General features: G+C 62.6%; 20 protein-coding genes. 15 read left to right on the forward strand and 5 right to left on the reverse strand.

Features of this window, described 5'->3' with window-relative positions:
• The 4 genes from C1720_RS09040 to C1720_RS14605 form a co-directional block, all read left to right on the forward strand.
• Window positions 1–1,341: nitric oxide reductase activation protein NorD (locus C1720_RS09040; RefSeq protein WP_233199896.1), on the forward strand; the 1,341-nt coding region annotated here is incomplete at its 5' end.
• 393 nt (window positions 1,342–1,734) lie between these two features.
• Window positions 1,735–2,310: a hypothetical protein gene (locus tag C1720_RS13085; protein WP_146006952.1), complete on the forward strand. Its 576-nt coding sequence runs from the start codon at window positions 1,735–1,737 to the stop codon at window positions 2,308–2,310.
• 16 nt (window positions 2,311–2,326) lie between these two features.
• Window positions 2,327–3,658 (forward strand): hypothetical protein, encoded by a 1,332-nt coding sequence (locus C1720_RS13090; RefSeq protein ID WP_146006953.1) that lies wholly within the window; start codon window positions 2,327–2,329, stop codon window positions 3,656–3,658.
• A gap of 66 nt (window positions 3,659–3,724) precedes the next feature.
• Window positions 3,725–3,946, forward strand: coding sequence for a transposase (locus C1720_RS14605; RefSeq protein WP_102283966.1), 222 nt, complete (start codon window positions 3,725–3,727; stop codon window positions 3,944–3,946).
• Here C1720_RS14605 and C1720_RS09055 read toward each other — a convergent pair.
• Both C1720_RS09055 and C1720_RS09060 read right to left on the reverse strand, forming a co-directional pair.
• Complete coding sequence (locus C1720_RS09055; protein ID WP_233200037.1) at window positions 3,887–4,339, reverse strand: transposase; 453 nt, start codon at window positions 4,337–4,339, stop codon at window positions 3,887–3,889. The two genes, C1720_RS14605 and C1720_RS09055, sit on opposite strands and share 60 nt — an antisense overlap.
• On the reverse strand, window positions 4,261–4,635 hold the full coding sequence (locus C1720_RS09060; protein WP_102283967.1) for a transposase: 375 nt from the start codon (window positions 4,633–4,635) through the stop codon (window positions 4,261–4,263). The genes C1720_RS09055 and C1720_RS09060 overlap by 79 nt, the downstream gene beginning before the upstream one ends.
• Window positions 4,636–4,945: 310 nt before the next feature.
• Between C1720_RS09060 and C1720_RS09065 the strand changes: the two genes are divergently transcribed.
• From C1720_RS09065 to C1720_RS09085, 5 genes are all read left to right on the forward strand, one after another.
• Window positions 4,946–6,328: a hypothetical protein gene (locus tag C1720_RS09065; protein WP_102283968.1), complete on the forward strand. Its 1,383-nt coding sequence runs from the start codon at window positions 4,946–4,948 to the stop codon at window positions 6,326–6,328.
• Between the two features lie 93 nt (window positions 6,329–6,421).
• On the forward strand, window positions 6,422–6,883 hold the full coding sequence (locus tag C1720_RS09070) for a hypothetical protein (protein WP_146006954.1): 462 nt from the start codon (window positions 6,422–6,424) through the stop codon (window positions 6,881–6,883).
• 117 nt (window positions 6,884–7,000) lie between these two features.
• Entirely contained in the window at window positions 7,001–7,462 is a 462-nt protein-coding gene (locus tag C1720_RS09075) for a hypothetical protein (RefSeq protein WP_146006955.1), read from the forward strand.
• A 9-nt stretch (window positions 7,463–7,471) separates the two neighbouring features.
• A complete protein-coding gene (locus tag C1720_RS09080) occupies window positions 7,472–7,651 on the forward strand; it encodes a hypothetical protein (protein WP_146006956.1) in 180 nt (59 codons plus the stop codon).
• Complete coding sequence (locus C1720_RS09085) at window positions 7,602–7,934, forward strand: hypothetical protein (protein ID WP_146006957.1); 333 nt, start codon at window positions 7,602–7,604, stop codon at window positions 7,932–7,934. The genes C1720_RS09080 and C1720_RS09085 overlap by 50 nt, the downstream gene beginning before the upstream one ends.
• 275 nt (window positions 7,935–8,209) lie before the next feature.
• On the opposite strand, the gene C1720_RS09090 is transcribed toward C1720_RS09085, so the two are convergent.
• Window positions 8,210–8,677 carry a cyanophycin metabolism-associated DUF1854 family protein gene (locus tag C1720_RS09090; RefSeq protein WP_102283973.1) on the reverse strand — a complete coding sequence of 156 codons (468 nt, stop codon included), beginning with the start codon at window positions 8,675–8,677 and terminating at the stop codon, window positions 8,210–8,212.
• Window positions 8,674–10,986: a cyanophycin metabolism-associated ABC transporter gene (locus C1720_RS09095; RefSeq protein WP_102283974.1), complete on the reverse strand. Its 2,313-nt coding sequence runs from the start codon at window positions 10,984–10,986 to the stop codon at window positions 8,674–8,676. The genes C1720_RS09090 and C1720_RS09095 overlap by 4 nt, the downstream gene beginning before the upstream one ends.
• Window positions 10,987–11,089: 103 nt before the next feature.
• Here C1720_RS09095 and C1720_RS09100 point away from each other — a divergent pair, with 103 nt between their 5' ends.
• The 3 genes from C1720_RS09100 to C1720_RS14010 all read left to right on the forward strand — a co-directional run bounded on the left by C1720_RS09100 (window position 11,090) and on the right by C1720_RS14010 (window position 17,040).
• Window positions 11,090–13,249 carry a cyanophycin synthetase family protein gene (locus C1720_RS09100; RefSeq protein WP_102283975.1) on the forward strand — a complete coding sequence of 720 codons (2,160 nt, stop codon included), beginning with the start codon at window positions 11,090–11,092 and terminating at the stop codon, window positions 13,247–13,249.
• Between the two features lie 256 nt (window positions 13,250–13,505).
• Window positions 13,506–16,226: a cyanophycin synthetase gene (gene cphA, locus C1720_RS09105; RefSeq protein ID WP_102283976.1), complete on the forward strand. Its 2,721-nt coding sequence runs from the start codon at window positions 13,506–13,508 to the stop codon at window positions 16,224–16,226.
• A 211-nt stretch (window positions 16,227–16,437) separates the two neighbouring features.
• Entirely contained in the window at window positions 16,438–17,040 is a 603-nt protein-coding gene (locus C1720_RS14010) for a hypothetical protein (protein WP_199170984.1), read from the forward strand.
• Between the two features lie 487 nt (window positions 17,041–17,527).
• On the opposite strand, the gene mnmC1 is transcribed toward C1720_RS14010, so the two are convergent.
• Entirely contained in the window at window positions 17,528–19,426 is a 1,899-nt protein-coding gene (gene mnmC1, locus C1720_RS09120) for an FAD-dependent 5-carboxymethylaminomethyl-2-thiouridine(34) oxidoreductase MnmC1 (RefSeq protein ID WP_102283979.1), read from the reverse strand.
• A 305-nt stretch (window positions 19,427–19,731) separates the two neighbouring features.
• Between mnmC1 and carA the strand changes: the two genes are divergently transcribed.
• From carA to carB, 3 genes are all read left to right on the forward strand, one after another.
• A complete protein-coding gene (gene carA / locus C1720_RS09125) occupies window positions 19,732–20,910 on the forward strand; it encodes a glutamine-hydrolyzing carbamoyl-phosphate synthase small subunit (protein ID WP_102283980.1) in 1,179 nt (392 codons plus the stop codon).
• A gap of 42 nt (window positions 20,911–20,952) precedes the next feature.
• Window positions 20,953–21,315, forward strand: a complete 363-nt coding sequence (locus C1720_RS09130) for a hypothetical protein (protein WP_102283981.1) — start codon at window positions 20,953–20,955, stop codon at window positions 21,313–21,315.
• Window positions 21,316–21,460: 145 nt separating this feature from the next.
• A complete protein-coding gene (carB, locus tag C1720_RS09135) occupies window positions 21,461–24,751 on the forward strand; it encodes a carbamoyl-phosphate synthase large subunit (protein WP_102283982.1) in 3,291 nt (1,096 codons plus the stop codon).
• The last annotated feature ends 81 nt before the right edge of the window (window positions 24,752–24,832 follow it).

Consider the following 24,832-nt stretch of genomic DNA (forward strand, 5'->3'; position numbering starts at 1 on the left):
GTGTTTGTTGTTGCGCGGGCGCGCGACGACGACCCCGACGCCGCCCGCCCGCGCAACAACAAACACACCCAGCAAGACAACAAGCGCCGCCGCGCCAGCCGCACGCAAGACACCAGCAACCGCAACGGGCTGATGATGTTCTTCCGCGCCGAATCCATCTTGAGCTGGGGCGAATTCGTTCGCGTCAATCGCGCGGGCGACGATCAAGACGACCACGACGCCACCAAAGTGGCCGACGACATGGACGAACTCGCCATCGCCAAAGGCGGCGAAACGCTGGCCGCGCGCGTCAAGTTCGACCTCGACCTGCCCAGCGCCGCCTGGGACGATCTGCCCGTGGGCGAAGGCGAACCCCTGCCCGAATGGGACTTCAAAGCCCACACACTGCGCCCCGACGTATGCCGCGCCCAGCGCCTGCGCCCCCGCTCCGAAGACAAAGCTGTCGAAGCCAGCGCAGAAAAAGTCAGTGGCACAACAGCCGACACCGCCCAGCAGGCGGCGCAAGCGCAATCCGGCGACGACCCCAAAAAACGCGAGGCGAGCGCCATCGACCGCTACAAGCTTCGCGCCACCGAACGCCAGGTGCGCCGCCGCTTTGAAGCCCTGCGCGCCGGCCCCCGCTGGCAGCACGGCCTGCTGCAAGGTGAAGAGCTGGACCTGGATGCCTGGGTGCGCTTTCGCGTCGATCATCACCGCCAGGGCATCAGCCGCAGCGAATCACCCCCCATCTTCTCGCAGCGCGTGCGCACCGAACGCAGCCTGGCCAGCGTCGTGCTGGCCGACATCTCGCTCTCCACCGACGCCTACGCCACACAAGACGACCGCGTCATCGACCTCATCCGCGACAGCCTGCTTGTCTTCGGCGGCGCGCTCGACAGCGTTGGCGACCCTTTTGAAATGCTCGGCTTCTCGTCCGTGCGCCGCAACGTGCGCATCCACGAACTCAAACGCTTTGGCGAAAGCTGGGACACCGCCGCGCAAGAGCGCGTGGCCGCCATCAAACCCGGCTACTACACCCGCATGGGCGCGGCCATCCGCCACGGAACCAAGCGCCTCAGCCAGCGGCCCGAACGCCAGCGCCTGCTGCTCATCCTCTCCGATGGCAAACCCAACGACCTGGACCAATACGAAGGCCGCTACGGTCTGGAAGACACCCGCCACGCCGTGCACGAAGCCCGCCAGGCCGGCCTCGTGCCCTTCTGCGTCACCATCGACCAGCAAGCGCACGACTACCTGCCGCATCTCTTCGGCTCACGCGGCTTTGCCCTCATCCACCGCCCCGAGCAACTCGCCCGTGCGCTCACGCAGGTGTATGTGAAGCTCACCGCTGCCGCCCGGTAGCGCCGCCATTAAATCCTGGGCATGCTTCTTCATCAAGACGTGGCACCTCTTTAGAGGCTGTCCTCAAAAATGGAGTTTGCGGCAAACGATTGTCATGTGCCTAAGCGACATGAGCGATGAACAGTTGGAGATTGTGCAAAAGTACTTTCCGGCAGGTAAACGCGCAGGCAGGCTGCTGGTGCGCAGCGCCCGAGACATGATCAACGCCATCTTCTCATCTTCTATATGCAAGCCACTGGCTGTCAGTAGCGCGCGCTGCCCAAGAACTATCCGCTCTGGAAACGGGTCTACAACACCTTTGCTCGCTGGTGCCAGTGCAGCGTGTGGGACGTGCTACTGGCGCTGCTGCGCCAGTAGGTGCGCGCCAAGACGAGCAGGCGGACCGGACCCAGCGTGGTCATCATCGACTCCCAATCCGTCAAGATCGTCTCAAAAAGGCACAAGCGCCATATTGCTGTAGACATAATGGGACTGCTGCTGGCCGTGGTGGCGCCTTTAGCAGGCATTCAGGACCGGGTGGGAGCCAAGGCTTTGCTGATCAGGCTGTTTATGTACTTTTGGCGTCTCAGGATAAGTCAATTGGGAAAGCAGTACAAGGACTACGAGATCAGCGTGGCATCAGCTGAAGTCTTCGTCAAGATCGCTTGCATCCGGCATATGCAGGCTTCTGGAATGGCTTTGAGGATAGTCTTTAAACGTCAAACGTCACATTGTGGTAGCTATCCAAGGCTTGCCCCACGTCGAGGCATTGAAAAGTTAAGGCAAGCAATTGTTAGAACGTATCAAGCTTTGCGAACCTATTTTGAACCAAAAGCAAAACCTGCTGTGCGATGTCGCTACGCTGAACCGACCTTTGCGCTTGGGGTTGGAGGACGTCTTGGGCGAGCACGTAACAGCGTAATTAGTTGCGGCTACTGCAGAGACAGCTCAAAACACGCCAACAATAGGGAATGGCGTTGTATTGGATGACGCTGGAAATGCTACTATGCTTTATGCCACTAGATCAAATACGCAAGGAATGGCATCGTCTGTTTATGTGATACGCGGCAAGGTAAATGCTGATGGCGTAGCTACGTGGAGTACCCCTCTGTTATTAGGAGAGAGTACGAGTAGTCATTCGCGATTCATTGTTGGAAGTATCGCTGGATCTCCAAATGGTAATGTTATTGTTACTTGGCCTGGAAAAAATAACTGTTTGTCGGATAGTTATGAGAAGCCTCCTGCTTTATGTACATTTCTTATGTTTTCACGGTATGAAAACACGACAGGCACTTGGTCTGCTCCAGAACCGTTAACAGACTTTCCTGATCTATTAGGATTTTCTCAAGTGCATGAGCCTGCTATAGATAATGCGGGAAATATTGCTATTCATCATCTTTATTGGGAACCCAAGGAGGGTAGTGATAAAGGTGAAATCGTAGAGCGCCGTGCGATTAGCTATCGGCCTGCGGGACATACACAGTGGCAACGACATATTTTCAAGAATATTAATGTTGCAGACCGATCAGTTTTTAGTATGGATAGTTCCGGAAATATGATTTGGGCTTCTTCTGCTAAGCAAAAAACTGGTAGAGTCAATGTCATGGTTTCTCGAGGAACATTTGATGGTGGGTTTGAAGATGTACGAATTATGGACTCGCGCCAAAGTGGAGGTAGTTTAAGCGCTGCACATATTAACAAAGGATATGCTGCTGTACAATGGGTGCAAACTATTGGTTCATCAGATATTAGATTCGTTGCGGTTGCTGATGTAGGAAATGACTGGCAAGTTAACGATATTGGACGCGCGTGGTTTGATGGAAGCGCCAATAATACAGCAGGTTTTATTGCGAATACAGCCAAAGTCTTTCCCTTGGTCGTAGGGGATGGCGGGCGCGTTTATGCATACAACTTGATGCCAGGGGGTGAGTTTGCGGATGCTAGCAGTGACAAATGTTATGTTTATGTAAAAGATGGGGTTGGTGGCCAATGGAGCCAACAAGAATTGCCTAAGGGTGTTCCCTGCTTGGGAAAATGGTCAGGTTTTTTTGTTAATACATTTAATCGGAATGGAGATTTGCTTACGATCAGTGGTGAGGGACGTTGGAGTGTGTACAGTGCGGCAACAAATAAGATAATTCGATCTTTTTCGGGTCCCTCTCTTAATGGCCGTAATGGATTCGATCCTGTTCAAGTTCTACCTAGAATGGTTGCTGCATACAACAATAATGGTGAAGCAGCATTAGTTGTTTCTTCTGCATATGAGCAGTTGCCTACTGAAACGTCAGGAGGAATTCTAAGGAATGGTTACTATAATTTATGGGGATTTATTCGTTAGGCTTTCTTATATTTAGGGCGTGTCTCAAATCCTGATCATGTAACATGATCAGGAGCGTGACACGCCTTGACAGATGCCCAATGGGCACACGTCCAAGACCTTTTGTCTGGCAGGGCTGGCCCATATGGGATGCCCTGCAGTCAATCTCGCCTGTTTGTCGATGCTGCACTCTATCGCTGCCGTGCTGAGATACCTTGGCGTGATCCGCCTGAGAGGCTGTCCCCAAAATCATCTCAAGGGCCTGACCATGCGCCGAATGCAAGCAATCTTGATAAATGCTTCGGCTGAAGCCACGCTGACCTCGTAGTCCTTGCTCATTCTTCTAGATTGACTCAGCCAGGCAAAAGTCCTCTGCACAACCCAGCGCTTGGGCAATACCCTGAAGACGCGCTGCTGGCAGCGCTTGATCACCTGCATGTTCCAACCCAACATGCTCAGTGCCCAATTGATCAGGCTGCACGAGTAGCTGCCATCGACAAAGATGGTCTTCAGACTCTCAAAGTACAAGAACAGCCTGATCTGCAAAGCCCTGACTCCTGCCCGGTCTTGAATGCCAGTCGAGTGCACCACCACGGCCAGCAGCAGCCCCATTGTGTCTGAGGCTATGTGGCGCTTGCGCCCTTTGACTCTTTTGCCTGCGTCATATCCGCGCTGCCCCCTTTTGAGACGGTCTTGACCGATTGAGAGTCGATGATGGCTGTGCTGGGCCTGGCCCGCCTTCCTGCCTTGGCGCGCACTTGCTGGCGCAGCAGCGCCAGCAGAACGTCCCACACGCCGCGCCGACGCCAGCGGGCAAAGGTGTTGCAGACCTGTTTGCAGGGCGGGTAGTCCTTGGGTAGTGCGTGCCACTGGCAACCCGTGGCTTGTATATGGAAGATGGCGTTAATCATGTTTCGGGCGCTGTGCTCCCGAGGACGTCCTCTCTTGTTCATTTCAGCAAAGTGTTTGGCCAGCACTTGCCACTGCTTATCGCTCATGCCACTTGAATGAACATGACGATTGTTTGCCGCATATTCCCTCTTTGAGGACGGCTTCTCAGGTCTTTTGAGGGCGTGTTGCCCGACAATTGATGCGAATTACCGCGAAAGCAAGGCAATTTGCATTAAATTGTTACATGATAGCCGCCCCTTTCTCCTCGGCCGCTCCTCGGGCGCTGCGCCAAAACCCAGGGTATCCACTTATGTCCGCGCCTCCATTTCGGGCCATCTGCATAGTTACCCCAGCTATCGCAAACCTACGTGAAATGTTTGAATAGCCATGTTTTCAACCCAAGCAAGGAGCAAAGACATGTCTGTCAACCAAGTTGTTTCCAACATTCAGAAGCGCGTTCGCGATGATGGTTTTCTGTGGACTTCACGCAATGGCAACCTACACAAATCGCTAGACGATCTGAAGCAACTGCCGCCAGCCCAGCGGGGTGAGGCCTTGTCAAAACTATCGGATGCCGACCTCAAGGAACTGGCTGGCGATGTCAATGCCACAGGCATTTTTGGCGCTAGCGGTCTGTCACATGACGAAAAACGCGCTCTGTTTGACACACTGGCTGAAGGCGGTAAGGGTCAGGATCTGGCCCGCCTGGCCAGCGCCTTTGACAGCCGGGATGACACGCAGCTGCTGGCCGAGTCGGTTGCCAATAAGGGTTCGCTGCAAAGCCGCAGTGCCTATATCGAAGCCATGTCGCCCCGCACGGCTGACAATGATTACGGACGCCCCTTTGCCCTTGGCGTAGCCATGACGGAACACGTGGACAAGGACGCCAAAGCCATCCTGACCGTGCTCAACAGCTTTGACACGGGCACGTCCGAAGGCCGCGCTTCATTCGATCAGGCCATCAACAGCCTGCCCCAGTCCGTGCTGAACAATGTGGTTAAAGCCGGAGTCAGTGAGACAACTTACACCAGTCAAGGCAGCTATAGCGTGTCCTATAGGACCGAAACCGTCAATAAGCTGCTGGACCGGGCAGCAAAAAGCGGAGAGGCTGCTGTCAAGGGAAAAATATTTTCATCTGCGGCAGATGTCGTATCCAGCATGCGCGCCGTTCAAAACGCCCTTCTCGTGGGCTCGGCGGCCAACCCCAATATCCAGGACATTACGGGGCGCATGACGACCTTGATGAACACGGATCCACGAGGCATCACCAATCAGCTCAATCAGGCAGACACACAAGGAGCAGGCTTGGGATTAAGCACTTATATTTCGGAAGTTTTGCGCAATGATCCAGAAGGCGGCTCAAAAATCATAGGTGAACAACTGGCCCAGCTGCAAGGTGCGGGCACAGGCTTGTCTCCTATCGATTTCTTCAAACAGCAGGTCTCAAATAGAGATGGCGAGCTTTACTACAAAAACGCCGAGACGCTGGGCTATTACGCTGGCTCTATGCGTGCGGGCGTTGACAAGCTCAACGCTGACGGCACAAAAACCGGCACTCTCGTCAAATCCATTCTGGGGGCCAGTATTAGCGCTGCCAGCTTGGGCCGTGCTTCTGGCACTGCTACAGGCTTGACCAATCTCATGGTAGATGAGATTGTGAGTCAAGCTAATGGCGATCGCACTAAAATCGCGCTGCAATTACAAGGTTTGGCTATGCCCGTATATGCTGATGGTGAACGCTATCGAGGCCCGGCTGAAACCGCTTTCAATGCCAAAGCAGCCTTGGTACGCCAGCAATAAACACAAATAGTGATTGTGGCAGCCGCTTTTTTTTGGCGAGGTTGGCTGCCACTCCACAACTGCATTTGCTGATGTGCTTTATTACACATTACCATGTTTGTTTTATTGCGTCTGTTTATTTTTAGTCTGTTTATAGCCATACTACCTGCATGCGCGCCGCCCGACAGAACCGATTTGCTATCTTTGCCCATTCCGGGTGTGGAGCACTACCCCTTCCGCAATGAAAGCTGGGCGCCGCTCATGGAAACGGCGGCCGAACTGGCGGACAGTTTCGCGGCCAAGGGGGCAAATGGCTTTGGCGGCGCCCCCACACTGGCAGCCAATGCCACACTGACAAATGAGGATATCGCCCGCTCCGTGGATGAATTACTGGGGCCGGACTGGCAGCGCAGCGCGGGGTTTGATTCCAGCAGGCCGCATATTCACATCATGGCCTGGGAAACCGCAGGCTACTGGCACAAGCGCTTTTATGTTATTGCAACCTGGGACAAGGTGTATGCCAACAAGGAAGGACGTAAATACCGCCCGATCATATCGGTCTATTCGCGCCCTTGAGCGAGCGCAATTGTTTTCGTGAAAAAAAACAATGGCAAGCGCACACACATTAATCAGAGTGGAATGAGAAATGGGTGAATGCCATGCGCGTTCAATTGATTTTTCTCTGCCTTCTTCATGTTTAATCTGATGCGCCGCCTGCTTGTATGGGGCATGCTTGCCGTTGCGTTATCTGCATGTTCGCCGCCTGACAGAACCGATCTGCTTTCACTGCCCATTCCGGGCGTGGAGTTTTTTCCTTTCCGTGACGAAAGCTCCGTGCCGCTTATGGAGACGGCCGCCGAACTGGCCGAAAGATTCGTTGAAAGGGGGGCAAAACGCGGTATCAATGCGCCAACGCTGGCTGCCGACGCCACAACCACCGATGAAGATATTGCGCGCTCGGTGGATGAATGGCTGGGGCCAGGCTGGAAACGCAGCGCGGGATTTGATTCCAGCAGGCCGCATATTCACGTCATGGTCTGGGAAACCACAGGATGGCATAAACGTTTTTATGCGCTTGCAAGCTGGGATGAAGTCAGCGTCAGCACGGAAGGCCGCCCGTATCGACCAATACAGTCAGTGTTTTCGCGCCATTAGCCATTGATCATGGTCAGCCTTGCGCACCGCCTGTTTGCCATTTGCCTGATTGCAATGGCTCTGCCCGCATGTTCGCCGTCCGACAAAACCGATCTGAAATCCTTGCAGATTCCGGGTGTGGAACCTTTTGATTTTCGCGATGAAAGCATCGCTGCCGCTGGATTTGGCAACAACCCGGCTGGCCCATGATTTCGTGGCCAGAGGCGCTGCGCGTGGCGCGGATGGGCAGATGCTGGCAGCCGATGCCGTGACTACCGACGAAAACATTGCCCGCTCCGTGGATGAATGGCTGGGGCCAAGCTGGAAACGCAGCGAGGGGTTTGATTCCGGCAGGCCGCCTATTCACGTCATGGTTTGGGAAACCGTAGGCAAGCCCAAGCGCTTTTATGCCATTGCAGCCTGGGACAAGGTGAGCGTCAGCACGAAGGAGCGTGTGTATCGGCCACTGGAAACGGTGTTTTCGCGCCATTGAACGCGCGCCGGTCTGGCGCTGGCAGATGCGCAAGGAAGCTGGCCCCATCTCATGAGGGCGCGGTGAAGCAGGGCAGGCCCGTGGTTGGCTGCTGCAAGGCTTGCCTAGCGCCCGGCTGCAAGAGGAAAGAGGGCATGGAGCAGGCGGCAGATATGCCCTGAATTTGCTCCTTTATTCAGAGCATAATGTTCTAGTGTATTGGGCGCGAGATGCCTTTTCGGCCCCTTTGAATTTGCTCCTGCTTTTGAGTAATTCGGGAGGGTTGCGGAGCGCGCTCAGAGGAAGCGGTCGAGCAGCTTGCGGCTTTGCCGGTCCATGTCTTGCAGCTTGCGGATGAGGTATTGCACGCCGTGGGCGTCGCTGATGATGAGCAGGTCGGCGCCCAGGCGGCGGATGTCTTCTTCGCCTTTGAGGGTGAGCCAGGTTTCGCCCCGGTCGGTTTGCACGTGCCAGTGGCTGGGGGTGGCAAAGCTGCTGACGGCCAGCACGCGCTGGATGGCTGGCATGAATTCGCGCTGCTCCAGCGCTTCGGTCACGAGGGCGCGCGCGGCCGGGGGCAGATCGGCCAGGCGGGCGATCCAGGCGCATTCGTGGCCGTCGGCGTCCAGCAGGCTGATGCCTTCTCCGGGGGCGTGGATGGGAAAGGCGCGCACGGCGGCCACGCCCGTGTGGGCGCGGCCTGCCGCGTCGGTGAGGATGAGGCGGCCAAAGGCGTCGCGCTCCAGGGTGAAGTCAGCGCTCATTGCGCGGCCTCTTGGGGTGGGTTGGGGAATGTGCAGGGGGGCGCGTCTGTGGCCAAAACGGCGGCCAGATGGGCGTGATCGGCGCCGGCCAGCATGCGTTCGCGCTCGGCTTTTTCCTGCCGCGCCTGGGCCTGGTAGAGGCGCCAGTAGTGGCCGCGCCGGGCCATGAGTTCATCGTGGGCGCCTTCTTCCACTTTCTGGCCTTTGTCCATGACGATGAGGCGGTCGGCCTTGTTGAGGGTGGAGAGGCGGTGGGCGATGGCGATGGTGGTGCGGCCTTTGACGAGGTTGTCCAGCGCTTTCTGGATTTCGCGCTCGGTTTCGGTATCGACCGAGGCGGTGGCTTCGTCGAGGATGAGGATGCGCGGGTTGATGAGCAGCGCGCGGGCGATGCTCAGGCGCTGGCGCTCGCCGCCCGACAGGCCCTGGCCGCGCTCGCCCACGAGCGAGTCGTAGCCTTGCGGCAGGCGCAGGATGAATTCGTGGGCATGGGCGGCGCGGGCGGCGGCCACGATTTCCTCGCGCGTGGCTTCAGGCTTGCCGTAGGCGATGTTTTCGGCCACGGTGCCGAAAAAGAGAAATGGCTCTTGCAGCACTAGGCCGATGTGGCGGCGGTAGTCGGCCACGCGCACCTGGCGCAAGTCCACGCCATCGACCAGAATGGCGCCTTCGGTCACGTCATAAAAGCGGCAGATGAGATTGACGAGCGTGCTTTTGCCGGAGCCGCTGTGGCCGACCAGGCCCACCATTTCGCCCGGTTCGATGGTGAGGCTGAGGTCGCGGATAACGGAGCGGTTGCCGTAGCGCATGGCGGCGTGGCGCACTTCAATGCGGCCTTGCACGTTGTCGAGCGGCACGGGGTTTTTCGCTTCGGGCACGCTGGAGACGTGGTCCAGGATTTCAAAAATGCGCCGCGTGCCCGTGGCCGCCTTTTGCGTGACCGAGACGATGCGGCTCATGGAGTCCAGCCGCGTGTAAAAGCGCCCGATGTAGGCCACAAAGGCCGTGAGCACGCCCACGGTGATGGCGTGGCGGCTGACTTGCCAGATGCCAAAGGCCCAGACGATGAGCAGCCCGATTTCAGTGAGCAGCGTGACAGTGGGCGTGAACAGCGACCACAGGCGGTTGAGCCGGTCGTTGGCGATGAAGTTGTGGCGGTTGGCGGTGCGGAAGCGCTCGCTTTCGCGCCCTTCCTGCGCAAACGCCTTGACGACGCGGATGCCCGGAATGGTGTCGGCCAGCACGTTGGTCACCTCGGCCCAGACGCGGGCCATTTTTTCAAAGCCGGTGCGCAGGCGGTCGCGCACGGTGTGGATGAGCCAGGCAATGACGGGCAGCGGCGCGAGGGTGACGAGCGCCAGCTTCGGGTCAATGGAAAAGAGGATGGTGGCGGTCATCAGCATCATCAGCACGTCGGTGGCGAAGTCCAGCAGGTGCAGCGACAAGAAGGTGTTGATGCGGTCGGTGTCGGAGCCGATGCGCGCCATGAGGTCGCCCGTGCGGCGGCTGCCGAAGTATTCGAGCGACAGGCGCAGCAGGTGGTCGTAGGTGGTGGTGCGCAAGTCGGCGCCCATGCGCTCGGAGACGACGGAGAGGATGTAGGTGCGGCTCCAGCCCAGCGCCCAGGCCAGCAGGGCCGATCCCAGCAGCCCGGTCAGCAGCATGGCGACGTAGCCCGCGTCGATGGCCTGCCCGTTCTGGAAGGGGATGAGCACCTTGTCCATCAGCGGCATGGTCAGGTAAGGCGGCACCAGCGTGGCCGCCGTGGCCGCCAGCGTCAGCACAAAGCCCGCCAGCAGACGGCTCTTGTAGGGGCGGGCAAAGCGCCACAGGCGAAACAGCGTCCAGGTGGAAGGCGGTTTTTCGTCTTCGGCCTCCGGTGCGTCTTCCTGCGGCTCGGCGGGCAGGGGCTGGCGCTTTTGCGGCGGCAAGTCCAGCTGCTGCATCAGGTGCTCGAACTGCGCCAGCAGCGCCAGCGCGGCCGGGTTGCGGCCCAGCGTGAAGCGCCAGACGGCCAGGCGCTCGCTGGCATCGCGCAATTGCAGCGTGCCTACGCCCGCGTGGTCGGTGTGCTGAAGCGCCAGACCGGGCAATAAGTCACGGCTTTGCCATTTTTTTTCATCACCCTGAAAAGCCAGAATCCGCTCATTTGTAAGCAAAACAGCGCCTTTGCCAAAGCGCAGGCGCTCATCCAGATCGGTTTCAAGGGCGGCCCAGACGCTCTCTCCGGGCCGCAGGGAAGCGCCCTGCGCCAGCGCCGTCAGGCTGATGCTGGCGCCGGGGCGTGCTTCGTGCTGGTGTGCAGACATATTCGTGACAAAAGAAACAAAAGCCGCCAAGGGCACGGCTGCGGCAAATAGAGACAATCCGTACCCTTGCACACAACCACACCTCAGGCAAAGGACGAACGAAATGCGTTTTCTCCCCCAGCGCGGCGAACGGCATGCAGACCAGGGCCGCCCGCAAGAAAGCGGCGCATTTTATGGCCCGGTTTTTGGCCCCGTTTTGCAGATCAAGGCCCAAACCGCCGGTCTTCCCGCCGCTGCGCGCAAATCAGAAAATGGCGCGCAACTGGCTGCGCCGCAACGGAAATTCGCCGACATGAAGATTCTGCGCATGAACTGGGTGCGCGGCCCCGGCGTGTGGACTTACCGCTCCATCATCGAGGCGGTGCTCGATATCGGCGAGCTGGAAGACTTCCCCTCCAACACCATTCCCGGCTACTACGAGCGCCTGACGGCCTGGCTGCCGGGGCTGGTGGAACACAAGTGCGGCGTGGGCGAGCGCGGCGGCTTCCTGCAGCGCCTGCGCGAAGGCACCTGGCCCGGCCACGTGATGGAGCACGTGGCGCTGGAGCTGCAAATGCAGGCGGGCATGAACACCGCCTTCGGCAAAACCCGCATGACGGGCGAGCACGCGGTCTACAAAGTGGTGATCCGCGCGTTTGACGAAGCCGTGGGCCGCCTGGCGCTGGAATCGGCGCGCGATCTGGTCATGGCCGCCATCAACGGCACGCCGTATGACGTGCCCGCCGCCATCGCCCGGCTGAAGGCGCTGGGCGAGCAGCGCTGCTTTTCCGCCGGCACCGCCTGCATCGTGGACGCGGCGCTGGCGCGCGGCATTCCCTGCATCCGCCTGAACGAGAGCAATCTGGTGCAGCTCGGGCACGGCGCGGCGCAGCGCCGCATCTGGGCCACCACCACGGACCGCACCAGCGCCATTGCAGCGGGCATCTCGCGCGACAAAGACCTGCTGCGCGGCCTGCTCAAAGGCGCGGGCATTCCCGTGCCCGAAGGCCGCGTGGCCAACAGCGCCGAAGACGCCTGGGAAGCCGCCGAAGACATCGGCCTGCCCGTCACCGTCAAATCCGCCATTGGCGGACGCGAGCGCGGACTGGCGCTGAACCTTGCCACGCGCGAGCAGGTCATGGCCGCCTGGCAGGCCGCCGACGCGCTGGGCGATGACGTGATCGTCGAAAAATTCATTCCCGGCCACGCCTGCCGCCTGCTGGTGGCCGGCGGCAGGGTGGTGGCCGCCACGCGCTACGCCGAAGCCCACAGCACGCAAAACGGCAGCGACGCCACGTCGCACATTCACCCCGGCACCGCCGCGCTGGCCGCGCTGGCCGTGCGCGTGACGGGGCTGGACATTGCTGGCGTGGACCTGGTGGCGCAAGACCTGGCCGCGCCCCTGCCCGGCCAGGGCGTGATCGTGGGCGTGCACGCCGGGCCGGATCTGCGGATGCACCTGCGCCCCAGCGTCTATGACCCGCCGCCCGTGGGCGAGGCCATCGTGGAGCACCTGTTTCCGCTGGGCGAAAGCGGCCGCATCCCCATCGTGGGCATGCTGGGCGGCGGCGCGTCGTCGTTCGCGCCGCGCCTGGTGTCTTCCTGGCTGCACCTGCACGGGCTGCGCACCGCGCTGGCCTGCCAGGAGGGGCTGTTTCTGGGCGCGCGCCAGCTCTCCAAAAGCGACTCGCGCGGTTACGACGCCGGCGAGCGCATGCTCATCAACCGCACCGTGCAGGCCGCCGTGTTTGAAACCACGCCCCGCCACATCCTGGCCGAAGGGCTGCCGTACGACCGCTGCCAGGTGGGCGTGGTGCTGGCCATGCCCTCGCACGAAGGCTTGCAGGAGCACTACGTGAGCGAGGCGCAGCAAATGCCCGGCGTGGCGCGCACGCAAGTCGATGTGGTGCTGCCCACGGGCGCGGCCGTGCTCAATGCCGATGACCCCGCCGTGCTGACGCTGGCCGAATACAGCGACGGCGAAGTGCTGCTCTTCAGCCTGGACGAGCAAAACCCCGCGCTCACCGCCCACCGCGCGCGCGGCGGCCGCGTGGTCTTCGCCCGTCCGCAAGGCGTGGTGCTGGCGCAAGGCAGCGGGCCGGAGCAAATGCTTTCCGTACCGCCTTCCACGCGCACGCGCATCGGCTGCGACGCGCCTGACGACGTGCGCCGCCATATCCTGGCCGCCGTGGCCGCCGCCTGGGCGCTGAACCTGCCCACCGAGCTGGTGCACGCGGGCCTGCTGCACATGCGCAAGAGCGTGGCCATGTCGGCCTATCACTGACAAACCGGAAAGCAGAAACCCGAAAGGTCAAAGCGAAGGGTCAAAGCGAAGAATCAAAGGCCCACGCCGGACAAGCTGGAAGAGCCATATTCGCTCCTTAATCCATAGCATGATGTCCTAGTGGAAACAGCGCAAGGCCGCTTTTCAGCCCCTTGAATTTGCTCCTCTTTCTGATGCTTTTCTGACCCGCCCCGGCCTGATCGTTCCTGCCCCGCGTCCATTCCGCCCCGCCCCCGTTTTTTTCGAGGAACCCCTCATGGAAGTCACCCGCATCCGCGCCCTGCGCGGGCCGAACCTGTGGAGCCGCCACACCGCCATTGAAGCCGTGGTGTCATGCGACGAATCCGAACGCAGCCTGGACAAGGCGTTTGAAAAACGCCTGCGCGAGCGCTTTCCCCGCGTGGGCGCGCTGCACGTGCCCCGCTCCAGCAAGCCCGTATCCATGGCGCACGTGCTGGAGCAAGCCACCCTGGCGCTGCAAACGCAAGCGGGCTGCCAGGTCACCTTCAGCCGCACCACGCCAACCGAAGAGCCGGGCGTGTTCCAGGTGGTGGTGCAGTACACCGAAGAAGCCGTGGGGCGCCTGGCCTTCGCCCGCGCGCAAGAGCTGTGCCGCGCCGCCTACGCGGGCGAAGCCTTTGACATCGCCGCCACGCTGGCCGAGCTGCGCGATCTGGACGAAGACGAACGCCTGGGGCCTTCCACCGGCGCCATCGTCGAAGCGGCCCTCAAGCGCGGCATTCCCTGCCGGCGGCTCACGCGCGGCAGCCTTGTGCAACTGGGCTGGGGCGCGCGGCAAAGGCGCATCCAGGCCGCTGAAGAAGACGGCACCAGCGCCATCGCCGAAACCATCGCGCAAGACAAGGACCTGACCAAAAAAGTGCTGCACTCCGCCGGCGTGCCCGTGCCCCTGGGCCGCCCCGCCGCCGATCTGGAAGACGGCTGGGCCGTGGCGCAGGAAGTGGGCCTGCCCGTCGTCGTCAAGCCGCAAGGCGGCAACCAGGGCAAAGGCGTCACCGTCGGCATCAGCAGCCGCGCCCACTTCGAGCTGGCCTGGCAGGAAGCGGCCCAGTACGGCGACGTCATGGTCGAAAAATACCTCTCCGGCAACGACTACCGCCTGCTCGTGGTGGGCAACAAGCTCGTGGCCGCCGCCCGCCGCGAGCCGCCGCTGGTCATCGGCGACGGCAAGCACACCGTGCGCGAACTGGTGGCCGAAGTGAACAAAGACCCGCGCCGGGGCAAAGGCCACGGCACCTCGCTCACGCAAATCCGCATCGACGCCATCGCCGCCGCCTGCCTCAAGGGGCAAGACCTCACGCCCGAAAGCGTGCCGCCCCGGGGCCAGCGCGTCATCCTGCGCCACAACGCCAACCTCTCCACCGGCGGCACCGCCACCGACGTCACCGACAACGTGCACCCCGACGTGGCCGCCCGCGCCATAGAAGCCGCGCTCACCGTGGGGCTGGACATCTGCGGCGTGGACGTCATCTGCGAAAGCGTGCTGCGCCCGCTGGAGGAGCAAGGCGGCGGCATCGTCGAAGTCAATGCCGCCCCCGGCCTGCGCATGCACGTCAGCCCCTCCTTCGGCAAAGGGCGCGACGTGGGCAAAGCCGTCATCGAGCACATGTTCCCCAGCGGCAGCGACGGCGCCAATGGCCGCATCCCGCTCGTGGCCGTCACCGGCACCAACGGCAAAACCACCACCGTGCGCCTGACGGCCCACCTGCTGGCCACCCACGGCCTGCGCGTGGGCATGACCAACACCGACGGCGTCTATGCCAACGGCCGCCAGATCGACTCCGGCGACTGCTCCGGCCCGCGCAGCGCCCGCAACGTGCTCGCCCACCCCGACGTGGACGCCGCCGTGCTCGAAACCGCGCGCGGCGGCCTGCTGCGCGAAGGACTGGCCTTTGACAAATGCGACGTCGCCATCGTCACCAACCTCGGCGCGGGCGACCACCTGGGCCTGAACTACATCACCACGCTCGAAGACCTGATGGTGCTCAAGCGCGTCATCGTGCTCAACGTCGCCCCCACCGGCAGCGCCGTGCTCAACGCCGCCGACCCCAACGTCGTCACCATGGCCGCCCGCTGCCCCGGCAGCGTCGTCTTCTTCGCGCAAGACGGCCAGCACCCCGTCATCAAAACCCACCTCGCGCAAGGCAAGCGCGTGGTCTATGTGCAAGACGGCGACATCGTCTGCGCCGAACGCGGCTTTGAAAAACGCCTGCCCCTCTCGCGCGTGCCCATCACCCACAAGGGCCTCATCGGCTTTCAGGTGGAAAACGCGCTGGCCTCCGTCGGCGCAGCCTGGAGCCTGGGCCTGCCCTGGAACGCCATCCGGCGCGGCCTGGCCTCCTTCACCAGCGACCAAAGCGCCGTGCCCGGCCGCTTCAACATCTTCGACTACGCCGGCGCCACCGTCATCGCCGACTACGGGCACAACCCCGACGCCATCAACGCCCTGGTCAGCGGCATCCGCAACATGCCCGCGCGCCGCCGCAGCGTCGTCATCAGCGGCGCGGGCGACCGGCGTGATGAAGACATCCGCGAACAAACCCGCATCCTCGGCGCAGCCTTCGACGACGTCATCCTCTACCAGGACGCCTGCCAGCGCGGCCGCGCCGACGGCGAAGTCCTCGCCCTGCTGCGCCAGGGCCTGCAAGGCGCCGAACGCGCCAGCCACGTGGAAGAAATCCACGGCGAATTCACCGCCATCGACCACGCCCTCGACCGCCTGCAAGCGGGCGATCTGTGCCTCATCCTCATCGACCAGGTGCAAGAAGCGCTCGCCCACATCCAGCAGCGCGCCGCCAAAGCCAAACGCTCGCGCAAGCCGCGCGCCGCCAAGGCCGCCGCGCCCAAAAAACCCGCTGCGAAAACCGCTGCAAAAACTGCCGGGAAAGCCGCCGTCAAAAAAACCGCCGCGAAAACCGGCAAAACCGCCAGAACCGGCAAAAAAGCCGCGCCGTAAGCGGCGCGCGGCCAGCCGCATGAATTTGCAAGGGCGCTTTCAGGCGCCCTTTTTCATTTTTGGCGCACCACGGACGACTCAACAAAAATAAATGTGCATTTAATATTTTTATCCATAGAATCCGCCGCCGCAGGTTGAAGCCATTTCGCCCACGAATGGAAAAACCTGTTCATTATCCATTTAATCATTTCAATGCAGCAAAGGTTGCGCCATGAACAAAAAAGTCTTTTTCCTCGCCCCGCTCGTCATCGCCGCGCTGATGGCAGGCTGCGGCGGCAGCGATTCGTCCGATGCGCCCACTCCAGCGCCTACATCCACGCCCGCGCCTACACCCAGGCCCACGCCCGCGCCTACGCCTACGCCTTCAACGCCCTCTGCCAGTTTTGCCTATGAAGGCCGGTGGCAAATGGCCTGCCATATTTCATCCTCCCGCGTGCAGGCGGGCCAGGTCGCCTACAAATCCTCCATTTCCGACGTCACCATTACCCGCCGCCCCGACGGCCTTTATGCGTGGACGGAAACCGAGCGCGAATATCTGGGGCAAGCCTGTCAGGGCCAGCCCGTGAAAACCGAAACGGAAACCGGCTACATGCAAATTGCCGACCGCGTTACCCTGTCCGACGGCACGCAGGCCGACCGCCTCTATATATGGGAAACCACTGATAACAATCGCGACAAAGATTTGGCCCGCATTGAAGGCGATCGCCTCTACATCACCGGCTTTGGCGACAACGTGGACGACCGCCTGCCCCGCGACGCCCAAGGCTGGCCCACTGCCCTGAACCGCACCGTCTGGCACCAGCGCCAGCCATAAGAGCCTATTTGCGACCTGGCCGCGAGGGGCCTCAGACCAGGATGGGCCGCAAGCCGCAAACGGGAGTCTTGCGGCCCATTGAGAATTTGCAGAGCCAAAGGCCTCGCTTTTCGCACCCACGGACGGGCTTTGAACAGACTCTCAAAGCGCCGCAAGCCATAGTCCGCTGAACTTCAGGCAGCCAGCCTGGGCAAAAACAGCGCTTTGACTGCCCTGCCTGCTCAGCGTCAGCCCGCTCAATTCAAGCCGCGCACAAGCCGTGCGCAAGCTGCACGCGAATGGCCGCGAAACCCCAGACCGGACCGGGGGCAGGCAATGAATGGGGGGAAACAGGGCGAGGGCGGGCAGGTTTGGGTGTGCTGCTTTCCGCTCTTTTATTCGTAGCATTAGGTCCTAGTGCAGACTGCGCATACCCCACTTTTCTGCACTCTGAATTTGCTTCTGTTTTTGATGCTTCCTGTCCAGCCTGAAAACGCGGCTCCATTCATCAGGCTGCGCAATCCGTCTGCCGCCTTGAAGCCTTGAGCCGCTCCGCCAGCAAATGGCGCGCCAGGCTTTTTTCAATGGGCAGCGGCTCGCCATGCAGCCAGCAGGCGGCCACCTCGGCGCCGAGAACCGAGAGGGCAATGCCGCGCGCGCCCAGGCCCGCATAGACCCAGGGCGCTTCAAAGGCGGGGGCGGGCGCTTCGGGCGCTTCAAACGCTTCGGCCGTCTGCCAGAAGGCGGGAGCCAGCGGACCGATGAAAGGCAGGCGGTCGGGCGCGGCGCAGCGCACGGCGGCAAAGCGCCTGGCCTGGGGCCACTGCGCCTGCAAGCGGGCGGCGGCAGCAGGCAGCAGCTCGGCAAGGCGCTGCCAGTTGGCGGCGTGGCCCTCGTCGGTCGGGGTGGCGCTGGCGCTGCCGCGCTCGAAGGTGCTGCCCGTGACCCAGATGCCTGCGGCATCGGGAATGAAGTTGCCGTGGCCATTGACGGGAAAAGGCGGCAGCGCGCCTTCGGCCGCGCCCGTCGCCAGGTCTGCGGCATGCCCCCAGGCCGCCTGCCCGCGCAGGGCCGTCAGGGGCACGGCGGCGGCTTGCGGAAAAGAGGCGGCCAGCAGGGCGCGGGTGTCAAAGCCTGCGGCGATGACGGCCAGATCAGCCTCAGCCAGCAGTTCGCCCTGCTCGTTCAGCGCCTGCCAGCCATGCGGCGCGCGGCGGATGCGGGCCACGCGCTGGCCGCCGCGCCATTCAATGCCCGGCGCGGCCAGCTGCGCGGCGATGAGCGCGGGCGGGCGAATCCAGCCCGCATGGGTGTGCCAGAGGGCTTCAGAAAGCTCTTGGGCGGGCGCTCCGGCAGGCGCGCCGGCCAGGCCCGCCTGCGCCAGCTGCGCGGCGCTGGCGGGAGCCGCGCCGGGGTTGGCCGGATCGTCTGGGCCAAGGAAAGCGGCCCAGCTTTCGGGCAGGCGGCGGTCTTGCGCGGCGTGGCGCTCCAGCACGCCGCTGACGGCCCAGCTCGCGCCTTCACCATCGGGCAGCAGGCGGGCGGCGCGGGCCAGGGTGGCGCGCACGCCCGCGCGCGTGAGGCGCGAGAGGAGACAGTCATCCGGCGACACATGCGCTGCGGCCACGCCCGCTGGCAGGCCGCTTGCGCCATCGGCAGGCTGCGCGCCCGCGCCCAGAACGGCCACTTGCCAGCCCCGCGCGGCCAGGCTGCCCGCCAGGCTGGCGGCGGCCAGCCCCGCGCCCACGATGAAGCAGCGCGCGGGCGCAGCAGCATGCGGCATGGGAGCGGCCATGCGGTCCGCCACGCGCGGGCGCGGCCGCCATTGCGGGGCGTAGTGGCAAAAGCCATCAGCGGCCTCTTGCATGCCGCAGGCGCGCAGGGCTTGTTGCAGCCCCGGTTGAGCGGCGTTTTCCAGCCAGAGGCCCGCTTGCGGCTGGCACAGCGGCGGCAGCTTGGGCAGCAGGGCGGGCCAGCCGTGGCCCAGCAGCGCCAGGCCATGCGCCGCACCGTGCAGCTCGGCCAGCGCATCCGCCACCGCGCCCAGCGCCAGCAGCAGGCGGTCGCCGCCGCCCAAGTCCAGCGCATGCAGGCCCGGCAGCAGGCCATGCCATTGCGGCGCCAGGCGGTGCAGCAGCGGGGCGATGGCCGCGCCGCCTGCCTCCCGCACCTGCGCCAGCGCCGGAGCGGCGGGCAGCACGGCAGTCAGCGTCAGGCGCGAAGGACATTCCGGCAGGCGGCGCGCGGCGGGCAGCAAGGCCAGCAGGCGGGCCAGGGCGCGCGCGCCGCCAGCGGCATCGCCTGCGGGCAGGGCCGCCAGCAAATGCCAGTGCGGCGCCTGCCCAAAGAAGCGGGCCGCGTGGGCCGGCAGGGCGGACAAGGAAACTTCGGAAGCGGATTCGGACATGGAGCGGCGGAGAAGGCAGAGAAGGCGGAAATGAACGCGGTCACTTCAAAAAAGAGAGCTGCCCGCGCTGGCTGCGCCAAGGCTTGCGGGCGATTCTGGTAGCAGCCCGCAGGCCGGCGCTTGATGAAGCGCAAGGCCTTCACGCATATACCCCACGCATATAATCGGCAGCTGTTTCAGCACACTTGGCCGCCCAGCGCAATTTTCCCGTTGTCGATCCCCGCCGCATCATCCGAAAGCCCGTCAAGGGCTTTTTTTGAATCTGGCCTGGGCGTCTGCTGTGCCCATTCAACGGAGAAAACCCAGTGCTAGCCTCCCTTCAGGCGAAATTCCCCCCAGCCCTTCTTGCGCTTGCCGACGGCACGGTGTTCACCGGCCAGGCCATTGGCGCAGCCGGCATGACCGTGGGCGAAGTGGTGTTCAACACCGCCATGACCGGTTATCAGGAAATCCTCACCGACCCCAGCTACTGCCAGCAGATCGTCACCCTGACGTATCCGCACATTGGCAATTACGGCGTGAACGCCGAAGACGTGGAAGGCGCCCGCGTGCAGGCCGCCGGTCTGGTGATCAAAGACTTGCCGCTGCTGGCCAGCAATTTCCGCAGCAGCGAAACGCTGCCGCAATACCTGGCGCGCCAGGGCACGGTTGCCATTGCAGGCCTTGACACGCGCAAGCTCACCCGCCTGCTGCGCACCCAGGGCGCGCAAAACGGCGCCGTGCTGGCGCTGGACCCCGGCGAAAGCCTGAGCGCCGAACATGCGCAAAAGGCGCTGGCCGCCGCCCGCAGCGCCCCCAGCATGGCCGGCCTGGATTTGGCCCAAAAAGTCAGCGCCGCCAAGCCCTACGGCTGGACGCAAACCGAATGGCAGCCCGGCAGCGGCTACGGCACGCAGCAAGAGCCGCAGTTCAGCGTGGTGGCCTATGACTTCGGCGTGAAATACAACATCTTGCGCATGCTGGCCGCACGCGGCTGCAAAGTGACGGTGGTGCCCGCGCAAACGCCCGCCGCCGACGTGCTGGCTATGAAGCCGGATGGCGTTTTCCTCTCCAACGGCCCGGGCGACCCGCAGCCGTGCGACTACGCCATTGCCGCCACGCGCGAAATCGTTGAAGCGGGCGTGCCCGCCTTTGGCATTTGCCTGGGGCACCAGCTCATGGCGCTGGCTTTTGGCGCGCGCACCTTCAAGATGAAATTCGGCCATCACGGCGCAAACCACCCCGTGAAAGACCTGCAAACGGGCCGCGTGATCATCACCAGCCAAAACCACGGCTTCGCAGTGGATGCCGCCACGCTGCCCGCCAATTTGCGCGCCACCCACATCAGCCTGTTTGACGGCACTTTGCAGGGGCTGGAGCGCACCGACCGGCCCGCTTTCTGCTTTCAGGGCCACCCCGAAGCCTCGCCCGGCCCGCACGACTGCGCCTATTTGTTTGACCGTTTCACGGCCAGCATGCGGCAGGCGCGCCAGGCGGCGGCCTGAACGCCCGGTTCTCATCCACCATCCCAAGGGAGTCACAACAACATGAAGCTCTACCCCTTCCCCCAGGCCCCGCTTGAAAAAGCCATTGCCAAGCGCATGCTCACGCTGCCTTCGCCCCACAAGGAATGGTTTTCCGAACGCTGGGCGCAAAAGCCCTACAAAAAGTCCTTCATCGAGCACAAGGCCATGCCCCTGATCACCTTGCTGGCCAAAGGCAAAAGCTGGACGGACGAGGAATTCAACGCCGAGCTGGCCGCCTGGACGGTGAAGTTCTACGAAGCCGAAGCCCAGGTGCTGCGCCCGCTGGTGGAAGGCGACGGCCTGCTGCAACTGATGCAGAAAAACATGCCCGCCGAACGCGCCAAGGCGCTGCTGGAAAAGCTCACGCGCGATTTGCACGAGTAACGCGGACAAGCGCAAAGGGCGCTGCGGCGCCCTTTGCTTTGCCTGCCACGGACATCTCGCCAGGAACAGCTCGCCACAAACGCCTTGCCACGGATGCGCGGCCCCGCTGCCGGAACCCCAACACGACCCAGCCCACTTCTATCAAATGCCCAAAAGAACCGACCTCAAAAGCATCCTCATCATCGGCGCAGGCCCCATCGTCATCGGGCAGGCGTGCGAGTTCGACTACTCCGGCGTGCAGGCGTGCAAGGCGCTGCGCGAGGAGGGCTACCGCGTCATCCTCATCAACAGCAACCCCGCCACCATCATGACCGACCCGGCCACGGCCGATGTGACCTACATCGAGCCGATTACCTGGCAGACGGTGGAAAAAATCATCGACAAGGAGCGCCCCGACGCCATCCTGCCCACGATGGGCGGGCAAACGGCGCTCAACTGCGCGCTGGATTTGTGGCGCAACGGCGTGCTGCACAAATACAAGTGCGAGCTGATCGGCGCCACGCCCGAGGCCATCGACAAGGCCGAAGACCGCCTGAAGTTCAAGGACGCCATGACGCGCATCGGCCTTGAATCGGCGCGCAGCGGCATTGCCCACAGCATGGCCGAAGCGTGGGAAGTGCAAAAAAGCGTGGGCTTTCCCACCATCATCCGCCCCAGCTTCACGCTGGGCGGCACGGGCGGCGGCGTGGCCTACAACCCCGAAGAGTTTGAAACCATCGCCAAACGCGGGCTGGAAGCCTCGCCCACCAGCGAGCTGCTCATTGAAGAGTCGCTGCTGGGCTGGAAAGAGTTCGAGATGGAAGTGGTGCGCGACAAGGCGGACAACTGCATCATCATCTGCTCCATCGAAAACCTCGATCCGATGGGCGTGCACACCGGCGACAGCATCACCGTCGCGCCCGCGCAAACGCTCACCGACAAGGAATACCAGCGCATGCGCGACGCCAGCATTGCCGTGCTGCGCGAAATCGGCGTGGACACGGGCGGCTCCAACGTGCAGTTCGCCCTCAATCCCAAAGACGGCCGCATGATCGTCATCGAGATGAACCCGCGCGTCTCGCGCTCTTCGGCGCTGGCCTCCAAAGCCACGGGCTTTCCCATCGCCAAAGTCGCCGCCAAGCTGGCCGTGGGCTACACGCTCGACGAGCTGAAAAACGAAATCACCGGCGGCGCCACGCCCGCCAGCTTCGAGCCGGCGATTGACTACGTCGTCACCAAAATCCCGCGCTTTGCCTTCGAGAAATTCCCGCAGGCCGACCGCCACCTGACCACGCAAATGAAAAGCGTGGGCGAAGTCATGGCCATTGGCCGCACCTTCCAAGAGTCTTTCCAGAAAGCCCTGCGCGGCCTGGAAGTGGGCGTGGACGGCATGAACGAAAAAACCAAAGACCGCGAAACGCTGGAAAAAGAGCTGGGCGAACCCGGCCCGGAGCGCATCTGGTTCGTGGGCGACGCCTTCGCCGCCGGCTGGACGCTGGATGAAGTGCACCAGCTCACCAAAATCGACAAATGGTTCCTCGTGCAAATCGAGCAAATCGTGCGCATCGAGCTGGACATCGACCGCCTCGTGGCCGAAAAAGGCCAGGCCGCCCTCGCCTCGCTGGACGCCGCCGCCATGCGCGCCCTCAAGCAAAAAGGCTTTTCCGACCGGCGCCTGGCCAAGCTCCTGCACTCGGATGAGCACGCCGTGCGCGCGCGCCGCCACGCGCTGGGCGTGCGCCCCGTCTACAAGCGCGTGGACACCTGCGCCGCCGAATTCGCCACCCGCACGGCCTACCTGTATTCCACCTACGAAGAAGAATGCGAGGCCGAACCCACCAGCCGTAAAAAAATCATGGTTCTCGGCGGCGGCCCCAACCGCATCGGCCAGGGCATCGAATTCGACTACTGCTGCGTGCACGCCGCGCTGGCCATGCGCGAAGACGGCTACGAGACCATCATGGTCAATTGCAACCCCGAAACCGTCTCCACCGACTACGACACCTCCGACCGCCTCTACTTCGAGCCGCTCACGCTCGAAGACGTGCTGGAAATCGTGGACAAGGAAAAACCCGCCGGCGTCATCGTGCAATACGGCGGACAAACCCCGCTCAAACTGGCGCTGGGCCTGGAAAAAGCGGGTGTGCCCATCATCGGCACCACGCCCGACATGATCGACGCCGCCGAAGACCGCGAGCGCTTCCAGCAACTGCTCCAGCAGCTCGGCCTGCGCCAGCCCTCCAACGCCACCGCCCGCACCGAAAGCAAAGCGCTGGAAAAAGCCGACGCCCTGGGCTACCCGCTCGTCGTGCGCCCCAGCTACGTGCTGGGCGGCCGCGCCATGGAAATCGTCTATGAACAGCGCGACCTGGAGCGCTACATGCGCGAAGCCGTCAAAGTCAGCAACGACTCGCCCGTGCTGCTCGACCGCTTCCTCTCCGACGCCATCGAATGCGACGTGGACGCCGTGCGAGACGCCGCCGGCCAGGTGCTCATCGGCGGCGTCATGGAACACATCGAACAGGCCGGCGTGCACTCCGGCGACTCCGCCTGCTCGCTGCCGCCCTACTACCTGAGCGCCGCCACCGTGGAAGAACTCAAGCGCCAGACCCGCGCCATGGCCCAGGCCCTGCATGTGGTCGGCCTGATGAACGTGCAATTTGCCATCCAGCAGCAAAAAACCGAAGACGGCAGCCTGCGCGACGTCATCTACGTGCTCGAAGTCAACCCCCGCGCCAGCCGCACCGTGCCCTTTGTCAGCAAAGCCACCGGCGTCTCCCTGGCCAAAGTGGCCGCCCGCTGCATGGCCGGACAAAGCCTGGCGCAGCAGGGCCTGACGCGCGAAATCACGCCGCCCTACTTCAGCGTCAAGGAAGCCGTCTTCCCCTTCGCCAAATTCCCCGGCGTCGATCCCATCCTCGGCCCCGAAATGAAATCCACCGGCGAAGTCATGGGCGTGGGCAAAACCTTCGGCGAAGCCTACGTCAAGGCCCAAATCGGCGCGGGCGAACGCCTGCCGCGCGCGCACGGCGAACAGGGCGCGCAAGCAAGCGCCCCCGGCAAAGTCTTCCTCACCGTCAAAAACCATGACAAACCGCAAGCCGTACAAATCGCCCGCGCCCTGCACGAAATGGGCTTTGCCCTCATCGCCACACGCGGCACCGCCGCCGCCATTGAAGCCGCTGGCCTGCCCTGCGAAACCGTGAACAAGGTGACCGAAGGCCGCCCGCACGTCGTCGATGCCATCAAAAACGGCGAAATCGTCATGGTCATCAACACCGTGGAAGAGCGCCGCAACGCCATTGCCGACAGCCGCGCCATCCGCACCAGCGCCTTGCAGGCGCGCCTGACCACCTTCACCACCATCGCCGGAGCCGAAGCCGTGGTCGAAGGCATGAAATTCATGGACAAGCTCGGCGTCATCTCCGTGCAGGAAATGCACGCGCAACTGGCCTGAGCCGCGCCATCTCCTCCCGCACACAAGGGCTGCTGGCCGCAAGGCCGCAGCCCTTTTTTTGCTCTGTAATAAATAGCATGA

It is taken from the genome of Ottowia massiliensis, from assembly GCF_900240305.1.
Taxonomy (GTDB): Bacteria; Pseudomonadota; Gammaproteobacteria; order Burkholderiales; family Burkholderiaceae_C; genus Ottowia; species Ottowia massiliensis.

Excerpts from the sequence above, each read along its gene's own strand:
- C1720_RS13090 (WP_146006953.1), top strand. The coding sequence starts at position 2,327 with ATGCTTTATGCCACTAGATCAAATACGCAAGGAATGGCATCGTCTGTT.
- C1720_RS09060 (WP_102283967.1), bottom strand. The coding sequence starts at position 4,635 with ATGAGCGATAAGCAGTGGCAAGTGCTGGCCAAACACTTTGCTGAAATG.
- C1720_RS09065 (WP_102283968.1), top strand. The coding sequence starts at position 4,946 with ATGTCTGTCAACCAAGTTGTTTCCAACATTCAGAAGCGCGTTCGCGAT.
- C1720_RS09070 (WP_146006954.1), top strand. The coding sequence starts at position 6,422 with ATGTTTGTTTTATTGCGTCTGTTTATTTTTAGTCTGTTTATAGCCATA.
- C1720_RS09075 (WP_146006955.1), top strand. The coding sequence starts at position 7,001 with ATGTTTAATCTGATGCGCCGCCTGCTTGTATGGGGCATGCTTGCCGTT.
- C1720_RS09080 (WP_146006956.1), top strand. The coding sequence starts at position 7,472 with ATGGTCAGCCTTGCGCACCGCCTGTTTGCCATTTGCCTGATTGCAATG.
- C1720_RS09085 (WP_146006957.1), top strand. The coding sequence starts at position 7,602 with ATGAAAGCATCGCTGCCGCTGGATTTGGCAACAACCCGGCTGGCCCAT.
- C1720_RS09090 (WP_102283973.1), bottom strand. The coding sequence starts at position 8,677 with ATGAGCGCTGACTTCACCCTGGAGCGCGACGCCTTTGGCCGCCTCATC.
- C1720_RS09095 (WP_102283974.1), bottom strand. The coding sequence starts at position 10,986 with ATGTCTGCACACCAGCACGAAGCACGCCCCGGCGCCAGCATCAGCCTG.
- C1720_RS09100 (WP_102283975.1), top strand. The coding sequence starts at position 11,090 with ATGCGTTTTCTCCCCCAGCGCGGCGAACGGCATGCAGACCAGGGCCGC.
- cphA (WP_102283976.1), top strand. The coding sequence starts at position 13,506 with ATGGAAGTCACCCGCATCCGCGCCCTGCGCGGGCCGAACCTGTGGAGC.
- C1720_RS14010 (WP_199170984.1), top strand. The coding sequence starts at position 16,438 with ATGAACAAAAAAGTCTTTTTCCTCGCCCCGCTCGTCATCGCCGCGCTG.
- mnmC1 (WP_102283979.1), bottom strand. The coding sequence starts at position 19,426 with ATGTCCGAATCCGCTTCCGAAGTTTCCTTGTCCGCCCTGCCGGCCCAC.
- C1720_RS09130 (WP_102283981.1), top strand. The coding sequence starts at position 20,953 with ATGAAGCTCTACCCCTTCCCCCAGGCCCCGCTTGAAAAAGCCATTGCC.
- carB (WP_102283982.1), top strand. The coding sequence starts at position 21,461 with ATGCCCAAAAGAACCGACCTCAAAAGCATCCTCATCATCGGCGCAGGC.